This window comes from Flavihumibacter fluminis (genome assembly GCF_021491375.1).
In the GTDB taxonomy this organism is placed as follows: Bacteria; Bacteroidota; Bacteroidia; order Chitinophagales; family Chitinophagaceae; genus Flavihumibacter; species Flavihumibacter fluminis.
Map to the genome: position 1 here is coordinate 87,205 of NZ_JAKEVY010000006.1, position 17,369 is coordinate 104,573.

15 protein-coding genes are annotated in these 17,369 nt (G+C 46.9%); 6 read left to right on the plus strand and 9 right to left on the minus strand.

The window, feature by feature from the left end:
• Positions 1-8: 8 nt before the first annotated feature.
• The 5 genes from L0U88_RS19255 to L0U88_RS19275 form a co-directional block, all read right to left on the minus strand.
• A complete protein-coding gene (locus tag L0U88_RS19255) occupies positions 9-1,688 on the minus strand; it encodes a ribulokinase (protein ID WP_234868257.1) in 1,680 nt (559 codons plus the stop codon).
• A 79-nt stretch (positions 1,689-1,767) separates the two neighbouring features.
• Positions 1,768-2,436 (minus strand): HAD family hydrolase, encoded by a 669-nt coding sequence (locus tag L0U88_RS19260; RefSeq protein WP_234868259.1) that lies wholly within the window; start codon positions 2,434-2,436, stop codon positions 1,768-1,770.
• 5 nt (positions 2,437-2,441) lie between these two features.
• Complete coding sequence (locus tag L0U88_RS19265; RefSeq protein WP_234868261.1) at positions 2,442-3,578, minus strand: aldose epimerase family protein; 1,137 nt, start codon at positions 3,576-3,578, stop codon at positions 2,442-2,444.
• A 35-nt stretch (positions 3,579-3,613) separates the two neighbouring features.
• Entirely contained in the window at positions 3,614-5,584 is a 1,971-nt protein-coding gene (locus tag L0U88_RS19270) for an alpha-L-arabinofuranosidase family protein (RefSeq protein ID WP_234868263.1), read from the minus strand.
• A 9-nt stretch (positions 5,585-5,593) separates the two neighbouring features.
• Positions 5,594-7,156, minus strand: coding sequence for an alpha-N-arabinofuranosidase (locus L0U88_RS19275; RefSeq protein WP_234868265.1), 1,563 nt, complete (start codon positions 7,154-7,156; stop codon positions 5,594-5,596).
• A gap of 88 nt (positions 7,157-7,244) precedes the next feature.
• Here L0U88_RS19275 and xseA point away from each other — a divergent pair, with 88 nt between their 5' ends.
• Complete coding sequence (gene xseA, locus L0U88_RS19280) at positions 7,245-8,663, plus strand: exodeoxyribonuclease VII large subunit (RefSeq protein WP_234868267.1); 1,419 nt, start codon at positions 7,245-7,247, stop codon at positions 8,661-8,663.
• Positions 8,638-8,835, plus strand: coding sequence for an exodeoxyribonuclease VII small subunit (xseB, locus tag L0U88_RS19285; RefSeq protein WP_234868269.1), 198 nt, complete (start codon positions 8,638-8,640; stop codon positions 8,833-8,835). Before xseA ends, xseB begins: the two co-directional genes overlap by 26 nt.
• 2 nt (positions 8,836-8,837) lie before the next feature.
• Here xseB and L0U88_RS19290 read toward each other — a convergent pair whose 3' ends face one another.
• A complete protein-coding gene (locus L0U88_RS19290; protein ID WP_234868270.1) occupies positions 8,838-9,173 on the minus strand; it encodes an L-rhamnose mutarotase in 336 nt (111 codons plus the stop codon).
• 133 nt (positions 9,174-9,306) lie between these two features.
• Here L0U88_RS19290 and L0U88_RS19295 point away from each other — a divergent pair, with 133 nt between their 5' ends.
• Complete coding sequence (locus tag L0U88_RS19295) at positions 9,307-10,890, plus strand: N-acyl-D-amino-acid deacylase family protein (RefSeq protein WP_234868272.1); 1,584 nt, start codon at positions 9,307-9,309, stop codon at positions 10,888-10,890.
• A gap of 2 nt (positions 10,891-10,892) precedes the next feature.
• Entirely contained in the window at positions 10,893-11,474 is a 582-nt protein-coding gene (locus L0U88_RS19300; protein WP_234868274.1) for an alpha-ketoglutarate-dependent dioxygenase AlkB family protein, read from the plus strand.
• Between the two features lie 48 nt (positions 11,475-11,522).
• Here the strand turns inward: L0U88_RS19300 and L0U88_RS19305 are convergent, their stop codons facing one another.
• On the minus strand, positions 11,523-12,830 hold the full coding sequence (locus tag L0U88_RS19305; RefSeq protein WP_234868276.1) for an OmpA family protein: 1,308 nt from the start codon (positions 12,828-12,830) through the stop codon (positions 11,523-11,525).
• Positions 12,831-12,950: 120 nt separating this feature from the next.
• Between L0U88_RS19305 and L0U88_RS19310 the strand changes: the two genes are divergently transcribed.
• Positions 12,951-13,472: an RNA polymerase sigma factor gene (locus L0U88_RS19310; RefSeq protein WP_234868278.1), complete on the plus strand. Its 522-nt coding sequence runs from the start codon at positions 12,951-12,953 to the stop codon at positions 13,470-13,472.
• 5 nt (positions 13,473-13,477) lie between these two features.
• Positions 13,478-14,200, plus strand: coding sequence for a tetratricopeptide repeat protein (locus L0U88_RS19315; RefSeq protein ID WP_234868280.1), 723 nt, complete (start codon positions 13,478-13,480; stop codon positions 14,198-14,200).
• Here L0U88_RS19315 and L0U88_RS21160 read toward each other — a convergent pair.
• Together L0U88_RS21160 and L0U88_RS19325 are read right to left on the minus strand one after the other, a co-directional pair.
• A complete protein-coding gene (locus tag L0U88_RS21160) occupies positions 14,192-16,819 on the minus strand; it encodes a CHAT domain-containing protein (protein WP_234868282.1) in 2,628 nt (875 codons plus the stop codon). The two genes, L0U88_RS19315 and L0U88_RS21160, sit on opposite strands and share 9 nt — an antisense overlap.
• 42 nt (positions 16,820-16,861) lie before the next feature.
• Complete coding sequence (locus L0U88_RS19325; protein WP_234868283.1) at positions 16,862-17,293, minus strand: VOC family protein; 432 nt, start codon at positions 17,291-17,293, stop codon at positions 16,862-16,864.
• Positions 17,294-17,369: the final 76 nt, after the last annotated feature.

Below are 17,369 nucleotides of genomic sequence, written 5' to 3' on the forward strand. Positions count from 1 at the left end.
CTGCTGCTTTAATTTTCTGAATCGCCGGATGGCGCTGTGAAAGCACCCAGCTTTTTATATTGTTCAAATCGGTTTCGGTAGTAGGTGGCAGTTGCTGTACGCGGATGGTATTCCGCATCAAAACCCTGTCCCATTGCCTGCATGGCATCTTCCACGCGGTTGTAGATGCCTGCTGCAGTTGCCGCGAACATGGCTGCACCTGCAGCACAAGTCTGTTCACTTTTATGAATGCGAATGGGCATTTGCATCACATCCGCCATCACCTGCATGATATAGGGTGATTTTTTTGCCACACCCCCTAATCCAATCAGTCCTTTTACCGGAACTCCTTCTGATGTAAACCGGTCCACAATGGCTTTGGCACCAAAGCAGGTAGATTCAATCAGGGCCTTTAAAATTCTGGCAGCATCCGAGCCCAGGTGCAGACCGGTAATGGTGGCTTTAAGTCGCTGGTCGGCATCCGGAGTTCTGCGACCATTCAGCCAGTCGATGGCCAATTCATCCTGTTCTGAAAGAGGTAATTGGGCTGCTTCTGCGGATAGCTCGCGAATCAGTTTTTCATTCAGTTCCTGTTCGAGTTTTTCTGCCAGCGGTGCATCGATGAACGTGGAGCATTTCAGCAGTTTACCTACCGGTTGAGTAATCATTTTCCGGAACCAGGCATAGGTATCACCAAAAGCCGATTGCCCTGCTTCCATGCCCATCATGCCGGGAATAACAGAACCTGGCACCTGCCCGCATATTCCTCTAACCAGGATATCCTGCACTTCTTCCATAGGTGCTACCAGCATATCACAGGTGGAAGTGCCCATCACTTTACTGAGGTGGTAGGGTTCAATTTGTCCGCCTACTGCACCCATATGGGCATCAAATGCACCTATGCCTACAATCACCCGGGTGGATAATCCCAGTCGCGCTGCCCACTCGTCACTCAGGTTACCTGCAGCCTGATCAGCCGTATAAACAGTATCAAACAGGCGGGAAACCAGTCCATCCAGCAGGGGATCCAATGTTTTGAAAAATTCATTCGGAGGCAATCCACCCCATTCTGCTGCCCACAAGGCTTTGTGGCCGGCAGAACAAATACCTCTGCGTAACTGGTTGATGTTGGTTCCACCGGAAAGCAGGAAAGGAATCCAGTCGCAATGCTCCACCCAGGAATAAGCCGCGGCCCTAACGGCCGGGTCTACCCGAAGAATGTGTAATGCTTTTGCCCAGAACCATTCGGAGGAATAAATCCCTCCAACGTATTTCAGGTAATTGGTAGGAAACCGGGTTGCGTGCTGGTTGATTTCAGCAGCTTCCTTTATTGCTGTATGATCTTTCCAGAGTACAAACATCGCATTGGGATGCTGCTCAAATTCAGGGAGTAAAGCCAATGGTATACCTGCCTGGTTAACAGCTACCGGGGTAGAGCCGGTTGTATCAATGGAGATGGCTTTCACCTGTGCAGCTGCAGCCGGACCAGCCAGCTTTAAACATTCAGAAATGGTCGTTTCCAATCCTTCTATATAATCCAGGGGGTGTTGCCGAAACTGGCTGCTGGCAGCATCACAATAGAGGCCATCTCTCCAGCGGGGGTAGTGAAATACTGCTGATGCGAGCTCCTGTCCGTTGCAGGTATCCACCAAAACCGACCGAACGGAATCGGTCCCATAGTCCACTCCAATCACGAATGATGTTGACATAGTTTCTTATTATGACAAGCTTATTGGCACAAGATACAATTATTTAAAATTAAGTGTATTATCAACATTTAATATAATCTTACCCTATTTTACCTGCTAACCCGGAGTAATCATTCATAAAGTGTATGATATTCGGGTAGGCAGAAAATTCATGTGGTTCATGCAGGGTGGTGAGCACCACACAATCCATTCCCGCGTTGAAGGCAGCTTCCACGCCTTTGGGAGCATCTTCAAACACGAGGCAATCTTTTGTAGTAACACCAATTGCAGCTGCACATTTGAGATAGGTATCCGGATCAGGTTTGCTGATTTCGACATCATCCGCGCTGATGATGGCATCAAAATAAGACCGGAGCCGAAGGTTATCCAGCACAAAATCAATGTTGAAGGTATTGGCAGCTGATCCGATTGCCATGCGGATACCGGCAGCTTTTGCCTGGTCAAGCAATCCGGGTAATCCATCCAGTAGTTTGAGTTCCGGAAGAAAAGCAGCCTGGTATCGGCGTTCTTTTTCCATGGAGTACTGTTGCATTTCTTCCCGGCTGAATTTATCCGGACCAAATACCCGAACCAGGAGCTCTTCATTTTTACCATACATCTGACGCTTGACCTCCTCATAACTGAGTCCGGCACCCAGCACATTGTTCAGCATATCCGACCAGGCAACGATATGGTATTTCATATCATCGATCATGGTGCCATTGAGATCAAATAAGAATGCCTTATACCGCGACAGCACAGTTTCCATTTCCATTATTTGCTAACTCCGACTTTATAAACCGTTTCTGTATAATATTTTTTTCCGGGCTCCAAGATGGTGGAAGGGAATTCCTTTTTATTGGGAGAATCCGGGAAGTGCTGGGTTTCCAGGCATAGGGCGGTATGCAATTGAACCGGTGTTCCGGTATGATTAGAGAATTTCCCGTCCAGGAAATTACCGCTGTAAAACTGAACACCGGGTTCGGTTGTCCAGACTTCGAGGAATCGCCCGCTTACCGGCTCAGTAAGGTGAGCTACTTTTCTTAAGGAACCATCCGCATTGTTCAATACATAGTTGTGATCATATCCTCCCGGAACAGAATCAATGCGACTGCCAATGGGCATGGGGCTTCTGAAATCAAAAGGCGTTCCGGCCACCTGCCTGATTTCTCCGGTGGGGATCAGTCCGTTGTCTACCGGCGTATACGCATCCGCGTTCAATTGCAACTGGTGATTGAAGATGGGTTCTTTTGTATCACCCGTGAGATTGAAATAACTGTGATTGGTCAGGTTAACCGGGGTTGCCTGATCAGTGGTCGCTTCATATTGAATCTTCAGGCCATCCTCTTCGGTTAGGGTATAGGTAACCGTTACCTGCAGATTTCCCGGATAGCCTTCTTCTCCATCCTTACTCAGGTAAGAGAGTTTGAGAGAAGGAAGGGAGTCAACAACCGGGGCAGCAGTCCAGATTACTTTATCAAATCCCACCACTCCACCATGCAGGTGATTGGCTCCATTATTAGTAGCGAGGGTATAGTTTTTATTACCAATGCTGAATTTGCCTGCACCAATCCGATTACCATAGCGGCCGATGATAGAACCAAAATAAGGGTGCGACAGCAAATAGGGTTCAATGCTATCAAACCCGACTACAACACTGGCAACGGAGTCGTTTTTATCTTTCGCCAGGAAGGAAGTAACAATACCACCATAGTTAGTGATGGTAACCACAGTACCCTTTGAATTCCGAAGGGTGTACAAGTCTACAGGCTGGCCATTGGCGGCTCCCCAGGCCTGTTTACTGATTCCGGCCTGCGGTTTTGCAGGCTGTTCTTCTTTGCTTTCGTTGTTACAGGCTGCACTGCCCATACTCAGGGCGGCTGCGGTTGCAAGTATGCTCATCCATTTCATATTAGTGGTGCTGAATTTTGTTCAGTAAAATAGGCTTATTTCATGGGAATTCTCCACACCGTTAGTGTTCTGGCGGGAAGATTGGCTTTCCATGCCTTCTTAGGAAGAGGAAGACTGCTTACCTGCGGAGCCACCTGCCGTGGCGCGCTGATCGAGTTGGCAGCCTGCAGTGAATCTGCCTGCAACTGCATCGCCTGGATAGTTCCCTTCCCGGGCTTTTTTCCTTTCAATTGCAGGGGCAGTTCTACAGCAGCATCACCTGCATTGACCATTTTGAGTACCAGTTCCTTTTTTGCATCATCCCATACAGCTGAAACATAGAGACTGTCCTGACCGGCCAGCGGCTTACCAGCCTGCAATGCCTTCACCACATGCGTTCCCCTGTTGGTTGAAAAAAGTTGCTGTACATAGTAACTGGGCGTTCCATAGGAATTGAGATTGTCCACCCAGATCAGATCAGGTGTCCATTGCCAGCCTTCCAGATGCGCAAAGAGTGGCGCGTAGGAAGCCATTCTCACAATATCCGAATTGCGTTCAAGTCCGGTCATGAAAGCTGCTTCTGAAAGTGCAGCCAGCCAGTTGTTGCGCACCAGGCCATTGGAGATGCCTTCCACATGGGAAGCGTATTCGCCGGCAAAGATTTTGGGGCCCTTGCGATCGTAGTTATCATATCGGTTTGCATTGCCCAGGAACCACTCCGGTTTACGGTAATAATGTTCATCAATCAGATCCGCTTTCATGGCTCGTAATTCCTTATCCAGGTAGTCAAACAAGGGGCCATTGGAAAAAGGTCCGGCACTACTGATCAGCTGGATATCCGGGTAACGCGCTTTGAGTGCTTTGGTGAATACCTGCAATCGCTCCACGTATTGTGGTCCCCAGTTTTCATTTCCCACGCCCAGGTATTTTAAGTTGAAGGGGGCAGGGTGACCCATATCCGCGCGCAGTTTCCCCCATTTCGTGGAAACATCGCCGTTAGCGAATTCAATCAGGTCAAGTGCGTCCTGCACATATTCATCCAGTTGATCCAACGGTACCAGTTCCCCGGTATTAAACTGGCAGGCCATACCGCAGTTCAGAATAGGAAGAGGCTCTGAGCCCAGGTCTTCCGCCAATTGGAAATATTCAAAGAAACCGAGACCAAAGGATTGAAAATAATCAGGAGCCGAACGATGCGCGAATTCCGTATTCCAGCGGTTGATGATCACCTGGCGCTCTTCGAGGGGGCCTACTGTTTTTTTCCACTGGTAGCGGGTACTCAATTCATGACCTTCTACAATACAGCCACCGGGGAAGCGGACAAATCCAGGTTTCAGATCTGCCAACTTTTGCACCATATCTGCCCGGAGTCCGCCTTTACGACCTTTCCAGGTATCGGATGGAAAAAGGGAGATCATATCGAGATCAAGTTGTCCATCCCCTTCCATCCAGCAGCGAAATTTTCCTTTGGGTACAGTGGCGGAGGAGAGCAGGCTGGCTTCAACTTTTTGCCATTCATCCGAAGCAGTCAGTTGAAGCTTGGTAGTACCAACAACCTGTTCCTGTTCATTCAGCAGTTCCAGTTGCAGGGTGATTGGTTTCCCTTCGAGGCGGTACCAGGTGGAGAAATCGTACCGCAGGTTTTGCTTCAGTCCCATGCCGCGGAAGCCTTCATTTTCCAGGCCGATAGCACCGGCCCCGGCATTTTTTACTTCCACTCTCAGGAACCTTGGATTACGTTCTGCCTGCAGGCCCCGATTGATAATCCGGAAACCTCCTTCCTGTTTCAGGGTACCGATGGTTTTCCAACCCATCAGGGGTTTGTAAAATTCAAAGGACCTGTTTTTGATGAGTTCGGCATAGATGCCACCATCTGCTCCCAGGTTGATATCTTCAAAGAAAACACCCCACATGGTTGGTGCAATCTCATCTTTCAGGTTGGTCAAATCAATCTGCAGGGGTTGTTGTTCCTGCGCAACCAGCGTAGAACCGGTGAGCACAAGGCCCGTCAGCAAGGATTTCCACATAGCGGTCAATTATTGAAGTTCAAGTACAATCACGGAAGCCGCGGGTAATTGAAGACTCAGTTGTTTATCTTTTAGTTTGGCATCATTGAATGCCCGGGGTTTTACCTTCTCTGGTTGTTCGAAACTGTTATGATCCTTCAGACTTGCTGATTGCAGGATTCGTCCGCTTACAGATTTCATAGCCTTACCGAGATCCAGTTGTACCGTATGAATTTTGGAAGGATCCATATTCACCAGGGAGATATGTGTTTTGCCGGCTTTGTCTACAGATGCTGATATGGATACCGCAGGCAGACTGTCCTTCCCCCGAATGAACAAGGGAGCTTTGAAATCCACCGGTATCAGTTTTGCATCCTGGTGAACATTGTACATTTCCATTACATGGTAGGTAGGTGTCAGTAGCAATTTTTCTTTGTCTGTCAGGATCACTGCCTGTAATACGTTGATGGTCTGGGCCAGGTTAGCCATCCTTACCCGGTCCGCATGATTATTGAAAATATTAAGCGTGATACCGGCCACCATGGCATCGCGCATGGTATTTTGCTGTTGCAGGAAACCGGGATTGGTACCAGGAAGCGGATCATACCAGGCTCCCCACTCATCAACAACCAGCGCTACCTTTTTCTTCGGATCGTATTTATCCATGATTTTGCTATGCTCCCGTACCAGCTCTTCCATCTGCCAGGTTACCCGCATATTGGCAGCATATTCTTCTTCATTGAATTCGAGGGAAGAACCTTTTTTGTTCCAGTCGACCACTGCATAATGATGCAAGGCTACTCCTTCGAGCAGGTTCAGGGGAATATTTTTCATCAGGACTTCCGTCCATTTGTAATCACCGGAACTTGCTCCTGAAGCGATCCGGAAAATTTTGGAACTATTGCCCCAATCCGACATGAACGTTGCATACTTGCGGTATTCATTGGCATAGTACTCCGGAGTCATGTGACCACCGCAACCCCAGGCCTCATTGCCCACGCCCCAGTAGCGCACATTCCAGGGTTTGTCCCTGCCATTTTCTCTGCGCCATTTACTCATGGGGCTCACACCATTAAAGTTTACATACTGCACCCAGTCGGCCAGTTCCTGCACTGTTCCGCTTCCAATATTTCCTGCCAGGTAAGGTTCTGCTCCGATGCGCTCACAGAGATTCAGAAAATCATGCGTACCGAAACTGTTGTCTTCGGTTACTCCCCCCCACCATTGGTTCACAATCGTGGGACGTTTTTCTTTGGGTCCTACCCCATCTTTCCAATGATAGGTATCGGCAAAGCAGCCACCGGGCCAGCGCAGGTTGGGGATTTTTAATTTTTTCAGTGCTTCGATCACATCATTGCGAACCCCTTCCGTATGGGGAACCAGGGTAGATTTTTCACCCACATAAAAACCACCGTAAATACAGGTGCCAAGATGCTCCGCGAAATGACCATAGATATGTTTATCAATAACCGGAGCTTCAGGCGAGGGTTGCAAACGAACATTGATGGTTTGCGCCTGGAGGGTTGTCATCCCCATAGATAAAAGAAAAACAGGCAGCAGCTGACGGCTGAAAGCAGTTGATAAAAAAGACATAGGCAAACAATTCTGGTATTAAATGTACAATATACACTTTTAAAAATATCCGACAAAGATTTTTGTGGCCTCCCTGTATCTTTACGGCATGATGGCTCCCATGCGATTGTCAGAACTGAATGAACTCATCCGGCTCACGCTTCAGGAAAGTTTTGCCTGGCAGCGATTCTGGGTAGTGGCAGAGATAACCAACCATACCTATTATGGTCACAAGGGCTTTCATTACTTCGATTTGGTGGAAACAGAAGAGCCGGTAGCACCTACTACCCGGATGCCGAGGAAATCAAAAACCGCTAATTCACTGACCGCCAAAATTGCAGGCGTTGCCTGGCGGGAAGGGGCTATTCGTATCCGGGCATTTGAACAGGAAACCGGGCAGGTTTTCGGCAATGAGTTACAGGTATTGATTGAGGTGTCGGTGGATTATCATCCTGTCTATGGATTGAAACTGACGCTGCTCGACATTGATAGCCGGTTTACCCTGGGACAACTCGAACAAAAAAAGCAGGCAACCATTCAGCGATTGCTGTTGGAATGTCCGGATTTTGTTTGGGAGCAGGAGGGACTGCTGCAATCAGCCAACAAAGAACTTTATCTGCCGCCCGTGATACAGCGGATTGCTGTAGTGAGTTCCAAAAACGCGGCCGGTTATGAAGACTTCCTGCACAGCCTGGATACTAATTCCTTTGGCTACAAATTTGAGATCCATCCCTTCTATGCGACGGTTCAGGGTGAGCAGCATGCCCTGGAACTGGCTGCCACTATTAGTGCCATTGAAACAAGGGCACTTGAACTGGAACAGGATTTTGATGCGGTGATATTGATTCGAGGCGGGGGCGCGGCTACGGACTTACTGATCTTTGACCAGTTTGAAGTGGCGGAAGCGATAGCAGCCTGCCCTTTTCCGGTTTTTACAGGAATCGGGCATCAGAAAAATGAGACCATTGCGGATCTCCTGGCTCATACCGCATTCAAAACACCCACCAAAGTGGCTGAATTTATTATAGAGCGGAACCGCGGATTTGAAACAGGCCTGTTTACAACGCTGCACCAGGTGCAGCTATTAAGCAGGCAACTGTTAGCAGAACATTTTTCGTTTCTGGACCGGGTCCGGTTCTCCCTAAGTTACCGGACCCAGGAGCTACTCAACCAGGAAAAACAACAGATCCGGGAAATGAATGCACTGGTTCGAAGGCAACCACTGCGACTGCTCAGTAATCAGCAGCTGCTTTTGCAGGAAGTGAAAACCAGTCTGCAGGTAAACACGACAGGGTATATCCGGACCCGGGAAAAAGACCTTGCCCATCTGTTGCGCCTTTTCCGGATGTCCTCGCCTGAAAAATTACTGGCCCGGGGATTTGCCCTGGTGGTCAAAGATGGTAAGGTGCAGGCCAATGCCACAGACATTCATCCGGAAGACAAGATTCAAATCTTAATTGCCGGCACTCAACTGGATGCTGCCGTGAAACATAAAAAAGAATATGATGGAGACCCCTTTAACCTATGAATCCGCCTATGCGGAGCTGCAGGAAATTGTGACTGCGCTGGAAAATGAAACTATTTCAGTGGATGAGCTGGCACTCAAAGTCAAAAGAGCCACACAGCTGGTAGCCTTCTGCCAGGAAAAACTCAAATCCACCGAAACCGAGCTGGACAAGATCATCAAAACTCCGGAGTAAGCTTAGCTGTTCAGCGCGAAGATCTGCTCCATGGGAACCCATTTCTGGTTGGGAGCTGCCCAGGGCAGGCGCTGCTGGAAGGTATCCATCAGCTGTTCCCATTCCACTACTTTCGGATTGGTTGCATCAGCTGCAGCTTTGGCTGCACCATCAAAGGTCGCACTCACTTCCATGATCATAAAAAGCCGGTTTCCGGTACGGTATATCTGCATATCCAGGATGCCCGCCTCCCGTATGGAAGCCAGGATTTCGGGCCATACAGCACGGTGGTAGGCTTCATATTGTGCAATCAGTTCAGGATCTTCCTTTAAATCAAGTGCCAAACAATATCGTTGCATAACTACATGAATATTTGCACCAATTTAGCCATCCCTGCAGGAATTCCACTGCCTGAATTTTATCCGTTTTTCCCCTTCAGCAGGAGTTGGTAACTTCCGGCTGAACAACCAAACACTTATCAATCTATCCATCATGTTTAGCCGAAAACAAATCCTGATCGCCTTTATTTTGTCACTATCCCTGGGCAAATTCAGCCCTTTAGCCGCGCAGGACTATGATATTCTATTGCTGAATGGGCGAATCATCAATGGAGCCGGAAATGCCTGGTTTTATGGCGATCTGGGTATCAAAGCCGGAAAGATCGCGGCCATCGGTCAGCTAAAAAACAAAACTGCCACTAAAACAATAGATGTGGAGAACCGGGTGATTGCCCCCGGGTTTATTGATGTACACGGACATATTGAAGGCAGTATATTTCGCCGCCCAACCGCGGATAATTTTATTTACGACGGCGTTACCACCATCATAACAGGCAATTGCGGTTCTGCCTCAGATGATCTCGCGGATTTTTTCAGGAAACTGGACAGTGCGCGGGTATCCATCAATGTGGCCTCCCTGGCCGGGCATAATACCATTCGCCGGCAGGCGGTGGGACTGGAAAACCTTCCTATAACAGAGATGCACCAGCGAAAAATGGACAGCCTGATGGCAAAAGCCATGCAGGATGGAGCAGTAGGACTTTCAACCGGATTAATCTACCTGCCGGGCATGTATGCGCAGACCAGTGAAGTGGTGAGCCTGGCAAAAGTAGCAGCAACCTATGGAGGTGTGTATGCTTCCCATATCCGGAGTGAAGGAGGCAAAGTGGCGGAAGCCATTGATGAAGCAATTGAAATTGGGCGCCAGGCAAAACTTCCGGTGCAGATATCCCATTTTAAAGTAGCGGGCCGCGCCAACTGGGGTCGATCCACCGAAACACTGGGTTATATCAAAAAAGCCAGGGAAGAAGGATATGATGTTACCATTGATCAATATCCCTATACCGCCAGCAGTACCAACCTGAATACACAATTACCGGACTGGGCGCAATCGGGCGGATTGGATTCCATCCGGAAGCGCTTATCCGACCCTGTTATAAAAGCCAGGATTGAAAAGGAAATGCAGGCAAATCTGAAGAGAAACAACTACCCGAATTATTCCTATGCAGTGGTTGCGCGTCACGAGGCAGACAGCAGTTATAATGGCAAATCCATCACGGAGATCAATCAGCTCAAGGGCAGAAAAAATAAAGTAAAAGAAGAAATCAAAACCGTACTGGAGCTGATCCATGCAGGTGGTGCCCAGATGGTATATCACAGTATGAATGAAAACGATCTGCGTTATTTCATGGCCTATCCTCACAATATGATTGGCGCAGATGCAGGCGTTTCGGATGGTACCGGTATGCCCCACCCCCGCGGCTATGGAAGCAATGCACGTGTACTGGGGAAATATGTGCGGGAAGAAAAAATCATCACACTGGAAGAAGCCATCCGTCGCATGACCTCTCTCGCAGCCCAGAAATTCAACCTTCCCTCACGTGGATTGTTACTGGAAGGAAAGGCGGCTGATATTGTTGTGTTTGATCCGGCTACTGTTACAGACAAAGCCAGCTTTACCCATCCGCATCAGTTTTCTGAAGGGTTTCAATGGATCCTGGTGAACGGTGAACTGGTCCTGGAAAATGGTAAACACACAGGAGCGAAAACTGGTCGCGTGTTGAGAAAAGGGGACTAACCATGCAAAATTTATTGCCCAAAGACGGTGAAGTATATTATTACCCGGACTTCTTCACGAAAGAAGAAAGTGACCGGTTGTTTCAGGAACTCAAAACAAGGGTCAACTGGAAACAGGAACCGATCAAAATCTTTGGCAGGGAAGTGATGCAGCCCCGCTTAACTGCCTGGTATGGGGATGATGATAAACCTTATTCTTACTCAGGAATTACGATGCATCCGGAACCCTGGACTCCTGCGCTGGACCTGATAAAAAAACGAATAGAGGAATTATCCGGGATAAGGTTCACAAGCGCGCTGTTGAATTATTACCGCAACCAGCAGGACAGTATGGGCTGGCACCGCGATAATGAAAAAGAACTGGGATCCAATCCAATCATTGGTTCAGTGTCCTTTGGCGAAGCCAGGGAATTTCAGTTCCGGCATTACTACGATAAAACACTCAAACAGGCCCTGTTGCTCACACATGGCTCCTTCCTGCTCATGAAAGGAAGTACCCAGCATTACTGGGAGCATGCACTGCCAAAAAGAAGCAGGGTATTGGGAGGCAGGATCAATCTTACGTTCCGCAAAATTTACACCTGACCTACCAAAACCCTGTTTCAGAAATGGTTTAATGGTGAATGGATCCGATTACAGCTTTATAAATTCAACCCGCCGGTTGCTGGCCTTTGCCTCTGCCGAATTGCGGTTATCGATAGGCTGACTGCTGCCCTTTCCATCGGTACTCAGGCGGCTGGCATCAATTCCGAATTCAGTAACCAGGATATTTTTCACCGACTCCGCTCTTTGTTTGGAAAGGGTGAGATTTCCGGCAGCGCTACCATCACTATCTGTATGACCAACAATAGCCACTTTTACAGCCGCATTTTCTTTCAGTACCTGGGCGATTTCTTTAATCACGCCATAACTGGAAGGTTTAACGATTGCCTTATTCACATCAAACAGGATGGCGTTGGTAACAAATTTGCCCTCTGTAATCAGCTTGGAGCGGGTATCCGGCATTCCTTCGGCTACGCGAAGCTGTGAGATGGCATAACTAAGACCTTCTGTACCATACAGATTGGAATGAAAGAGCAAGCGATACTGCTGGGCAGGATCAAAAGCCCTGGGCAGATCAATCAGCTTTGTTTCATTCATATAAACGCGAAGCCTTGTTTTTTGACGCCATACAGAAACGCGGGCTTTACGGTTGCTCTCTGAAGTCCAGCCCGGATTTTTAGCAATATTATTATTGATGATCTCATTACCCTCCGCATCCCGAACTGTAAAATTTACACTTCCTTCGGATGACGCATTAAAGGAAACCCAGACTGCAGAAGGCTCTTCCGGCGTAAGCAAACTCTTGGTATCCCTGACAAATCCAAAAGAGAAAACTTCATTTGTGGGGGTAAAATCACCTAATGCTAACAGCTCAAATTCAATAGTGCTGTTCTCCGGAATTTTATTCAGGAATTCAGGATAATAATAACCCGCCTGTGTCAGGTTCATCCAATGCTGATCTGATCCGTTTACAGTGATGACTTCGCCGGAAGCATTGGTATTCCAGCGGGCAGGGAAATCACCAATTGCATCCTGGGAGAAATCCTCGACTGCAACAATTTTTTCGCCGGGAACAAAATCAAACTTACTGTATCGTTTGAACTCAGATCCGGTTCCTGAGGTAGTGGTCTTCACTGGTTTTTGGGTAGTATCAGCGCCAGTGGTTTCTTCCTCTTCTTCTACGTCCTCTGATGTTTTTTCTGATTTTTTCTTTTTCTTGAACAGACCATTTATACCCTCCTCTATTTTGTCAAGGCCTTTGTCAATACCCTCTTCAGTGCGCTGATCTGCGCGTTGGGTGGTTTTGCGCTTAACTTTTTCTTTCGGATCAATGGTTTGAGCCCCGCTGTAAAAGTAAAACAACAGGAAAGACAGGAATACCAGCACAATAGATTTCATATTTACAATGGTTTTGTTAGTAGCATCCTTATTAGTAGTGAAAATGAAAAAAGGTAAACATGCCTGGAGAAATTTTTTTTATGTTTACTTTTTCGGGATTTCAACACTAAAGAGCAGGACTTGAACCGAATCGAAGCATTAAAACAAGGCGATCCATCCATCACCCGCATGGAATATGAAACCAACAGGGAAGGGTTTTATGCTTTCATGCGGAAACTGGGAGCTGCAGAGGATTCGCTGCCAGATCGCTACCAGGATGCCTTTATTATTTTGCTCGAAAATATCCGGAAAGGCAGGCTGGATCAACTGGAGGCCAGGTTGAGTACCTATCTGTTTGCTATTGGGAAATACAGTTATTTCAACTCAAAAAAACAGCAGGACTGGATTCCATTAGATGAAAACAGTGAAGTCCGGCTAAGCTGGGAACCCTATGCCAACTCCTTACCCGAAGGCTTCACTGAAAAACTGGAACAGCAATTCCGGTTATTGGGGCGTAAATGCCAGGAAATATTAAAAGCATTTTATTATACCGGATTAAAGCTGGATGAAATCGTTTCCAGTATGGGTTATGAAAATAAAGAGACAGTCAAGAGTCAGAAATCACGCTGTCTTCAACAATTAAAAAAGCAGATGCGCAGCTAAGCAGTATGGATACACCCGATTTATTAAACCGCTATTTTGAAGGGAGTCTCAGCCCTGAAGAAAAGAAGGCTTTGCAGGAAGCACTGGATGCAGATCCTGTGTTAAAAGAGGAGTGGCTGTTCAGAAAAGAACTACAGGCAGGTTTGCATATCCTTCAAAGAAAGCAGGATAAAGTAATGCTCCGGAAATGGGATGCTGAAAGAAAAAATCGCTTCACCGTCAAAAAGCTGCTGGCGGTGGCTGCCCTATTTGCCGCGATTGCAGTGATTTACTGGATCTATTCAGGCCAGCAGCAACACAACAAATTATACACTGACTATTTTCAAGCCTACCCCAATGTGATTCATCCAACTGTGCGGGGGGAAACAACCAATACAGGCAATGGTACCATCCGGCAGGCGTTTCAATTGTATGAACAAGGTGATTATGAAGCCGCTGGTAAGCTGTTTGAGAAAGTCTACAACCTTAACCAGGAAGACTATGCGCTTTTTTATATGGCTATTTGCCGGATGGAAACCGGCGAGCTAAAACAGGCCATCCAAATACTTGAATCCATTCAATGGAAGAAGGATGAGTATGCTCTCAAATCCTGGGGTGAATGGTACCGGGCACTTGCTTATTTAAAATCAGACCAAACGCAACTTGCAAAGGAAATACTATCGGCATTGAGCAAGGAAAACCATCCTTCCGCAACGATGGCTATCAAATTATTAAGCCAACTAAACTGATTTTCGCTTTCTGTAAACCAGGATAGCTGTAAGTATTGCCACTATTCCTGCCAGGATCCAAACCAGGTAATTACCGCTTTTTTTACTAATACTATCTGTATTCCCATTCAGAATGAACCCTGCCCAATAATAGGGATGTTGTTTGGCTGGGTTGGATTTTAGAAAATCCAGTTTGGATTGTTGCAGGGCAGTTGCTTTATCGTATCCTTTTTCCAGGTATTTGTAAAAGCCGGTGATAATTTCTGCTGTTTCTTTATCCGGTACTTCCCAAAGAGAATAGACGGATGATCTGACTCCACCTGCGCTCAATGCATGAGAAAGACTCATCAATCCCTCCCCCTTCACCATTGCGCCGATACCGGTATTACAGGCACTCAATACCACCATTTCTGCAGGAAAATCGAGATTATACAACTCATAAAAATGTAACCGCTCGTTTTCAGTAAATACCAGGCTGGTGGACTCATAGGAAAGCGTATCCAATGCTGCGTGCATGGCGAAATGATAGTAGTCGTAGCAACCAATCGCACTAAGAAAATTACTTCGGTTTGCTGCCTGACCTTCGAAAAAAGTACCACCGAAAAGAGATGCAATCTCCCTGGCTTCCTTTTGGGCAAAGGGCAATTGATACAAACCCGTACCCCTTGTAGCAATGGAGCGGTTGGAAACAGGAAGCTCAGGATAGCCAGGTGCAAATGCGACCAGTCCTTTTTCATTTATGGAACCCGATTTTGGTTTTTGGTGAATCGTCCATAACGGTAAAGAATATGCGTAGGATACAGAAAACTGATCAATCAGGTGCCTGTTATCAGGAAGTAAGAGGGACTCGAATGCAAGGAATCCCAGGTTTTCATCTGGAACTATTATCAACTGACTAATTTCTTTGGATAGGTTTTGAATGGGTTGCGTCAGCTTTTCCGATAACTTTTTAAGTAATGGAATATACTCAGCATTAATACCCGAAACTACCCGCTGAACATCACTGATCAGCGTATTCAGTTCAGCTCGCTTTTCAATCCTGTTCAATTGAATGCCCGATTTGCTGATCTGTACCAAATAAAGTGCAGTATCTGTCAGATAATACCGTAGCAGTAGCTGGTTCTTAGTCAATTTTTGCCGGAGATCTGCCAGCCTGAAATCTGAGGAAACAGCACCCTGGTTTTCTGCTAATTGCCCAGTGTACCGATGTAACAGTTTCTTCCAGATATGCCGCGATCCATTGTTTTCAATCACCTGAATGACGGAATCCAGCATAGAATCAGCAGGCTTGCTTTCTACCGCACAACTTAGCAACCCTTCCATGATGCTACGGTTCAGTCCATCCAGGTATTTGTTATAGACTCCTTCCTGGTAATATTCTTTGAACATAGCCGCTGCCAATAGAAAAAGATTCCGGCCTTCTGTCGGAGAACCACTACCAGATAGGGATATGCGCTGGAGTACCTGTCCGGCTTTGATCAGCACCTGTATATAGTTGTAGCTGGACAGATTCCTTAAATCAGCAAAAGAAAGTTTCGAAATAGTCCTGCGTTCTACCTGCTTTCGGGTCAGCCTTGATAAAAGCACTTCAATATTTCTGATCGCGGCATCCGGTTTGCCCAAACGTTCCTGCAATTCGGCTTCGAGCACCATCAGGCTGTACCAACTGGAACCCGACCAGTTTGTATCAGTTCTGGAAATTGCCAATTTGGTAAACGCAAGTGCAGTTTCATTGGCTCCCCTATCGTATTCAAGTATGGCAAGATTAGCGGCAGCTTTCATCTGATAGAAAGGCTCTTTTGCAAGCCGGCTTACTTTATCATAATACTGCCGCGATTGATCAAATTCCTTTCTATTCTTGAATGCATACCCGGCAGTTTCAAGTGCAGTCAGGAGATATCCGGAATGATTCGCTGCAAACACGGGGGAGCTTTGGCGAAACAGCACTTCCATTTGATCAACCCAGGCTTTTAATTGCAACACAGAATCAGTTGCAGCATAATACCGGATACAGGCTAATATGGATTCAGCGCGACCTGTAAACTGATCAACATCCATTTTTTTTCGGGAATCAAAATAGAAAGTTTTACTTCTCTTTTTCATTTCCTCCAGGTAATGACCAGCCTGTTTGAAGGAGCCATATTCAGTATGGGCTTCCACCAGGTTACCCAGCGCAGTCAGCAGTTTTTTCTCTGGCGGGGGCTGTGTTGTTAACCACAGTTCCAATGCTTTTGTATAATAGGAGATTTTCTTTTGCTGTCGCCCGAGGTTATCCATAGCAAAGGCCAGGTTGTTAAAGATGAGGCCCAGTTGTTCTACATCACGATCAGGCGAAGCTTCCAATTCCACCCTGGCTTTTTCATAATAGTTTGCAGCACTGTCGTACTGTTTTACTTCAGTGCTCATGTAAGCGATATCAAACCACAACTCAACTCTTTTATCAGAAGAGGCCGTTTCTATGGTAACCTGTTGCAATGCCTGTTTACCAATTGCAAGGGCTTTTCCCCATTCACCCTTCCCGGCCAGATCATGATATTGATTGGAATAGGAACTTAGGGTACTGTCTGTAACCCTCGTTGTTTGTGCAAGTGCACCAGCAGAAAATAATAAGATACCTATTACAAGAATGTGTAGACGCACATTGACAAAATACTACATTTCGGCAAAAGCAAAGAGCTTCGTTCAGCTTTTATCATAATTCGCAAATTTCAGCAGCCACTGATTTCCGAAACGATCCGTTAGTCCGCCGAATAAAACACCCCAATAGGTGCTTTCAATTTCCTGTGTGCTTTGTCCGCCTTCTTTCAATCGTTGGTAACAGGAGTAAAATTCTTCTTCAGAAACACAATCCAGCAGGATGGATACTGAATTTCCTTTGATCAGCGCGCCATCTGTCACCATATCTGTTCCCATGAGGATCCAATCATCTTTGATCAAACTTGCATTCAGGATAAAGTGTTGCAGGGATTCAGGAATTTTTTCACCAACAGGTGTATCGCCGATCGTTTGCCAGCTCAACTCCCCTCCCAGGCAATCGCGATAAAACAGCATGGCTTCCCGGCAATTGCCGTTGAAGCTGAGGTAAGTAATCATCTGGCGCATTAGCGAAATCATTTGGTTCAAAATTCATTATCCGAAACTAAAAAGAGGATTGCTGATTGCGACGGATTGCGGGGTGGTTTCCGTCAGC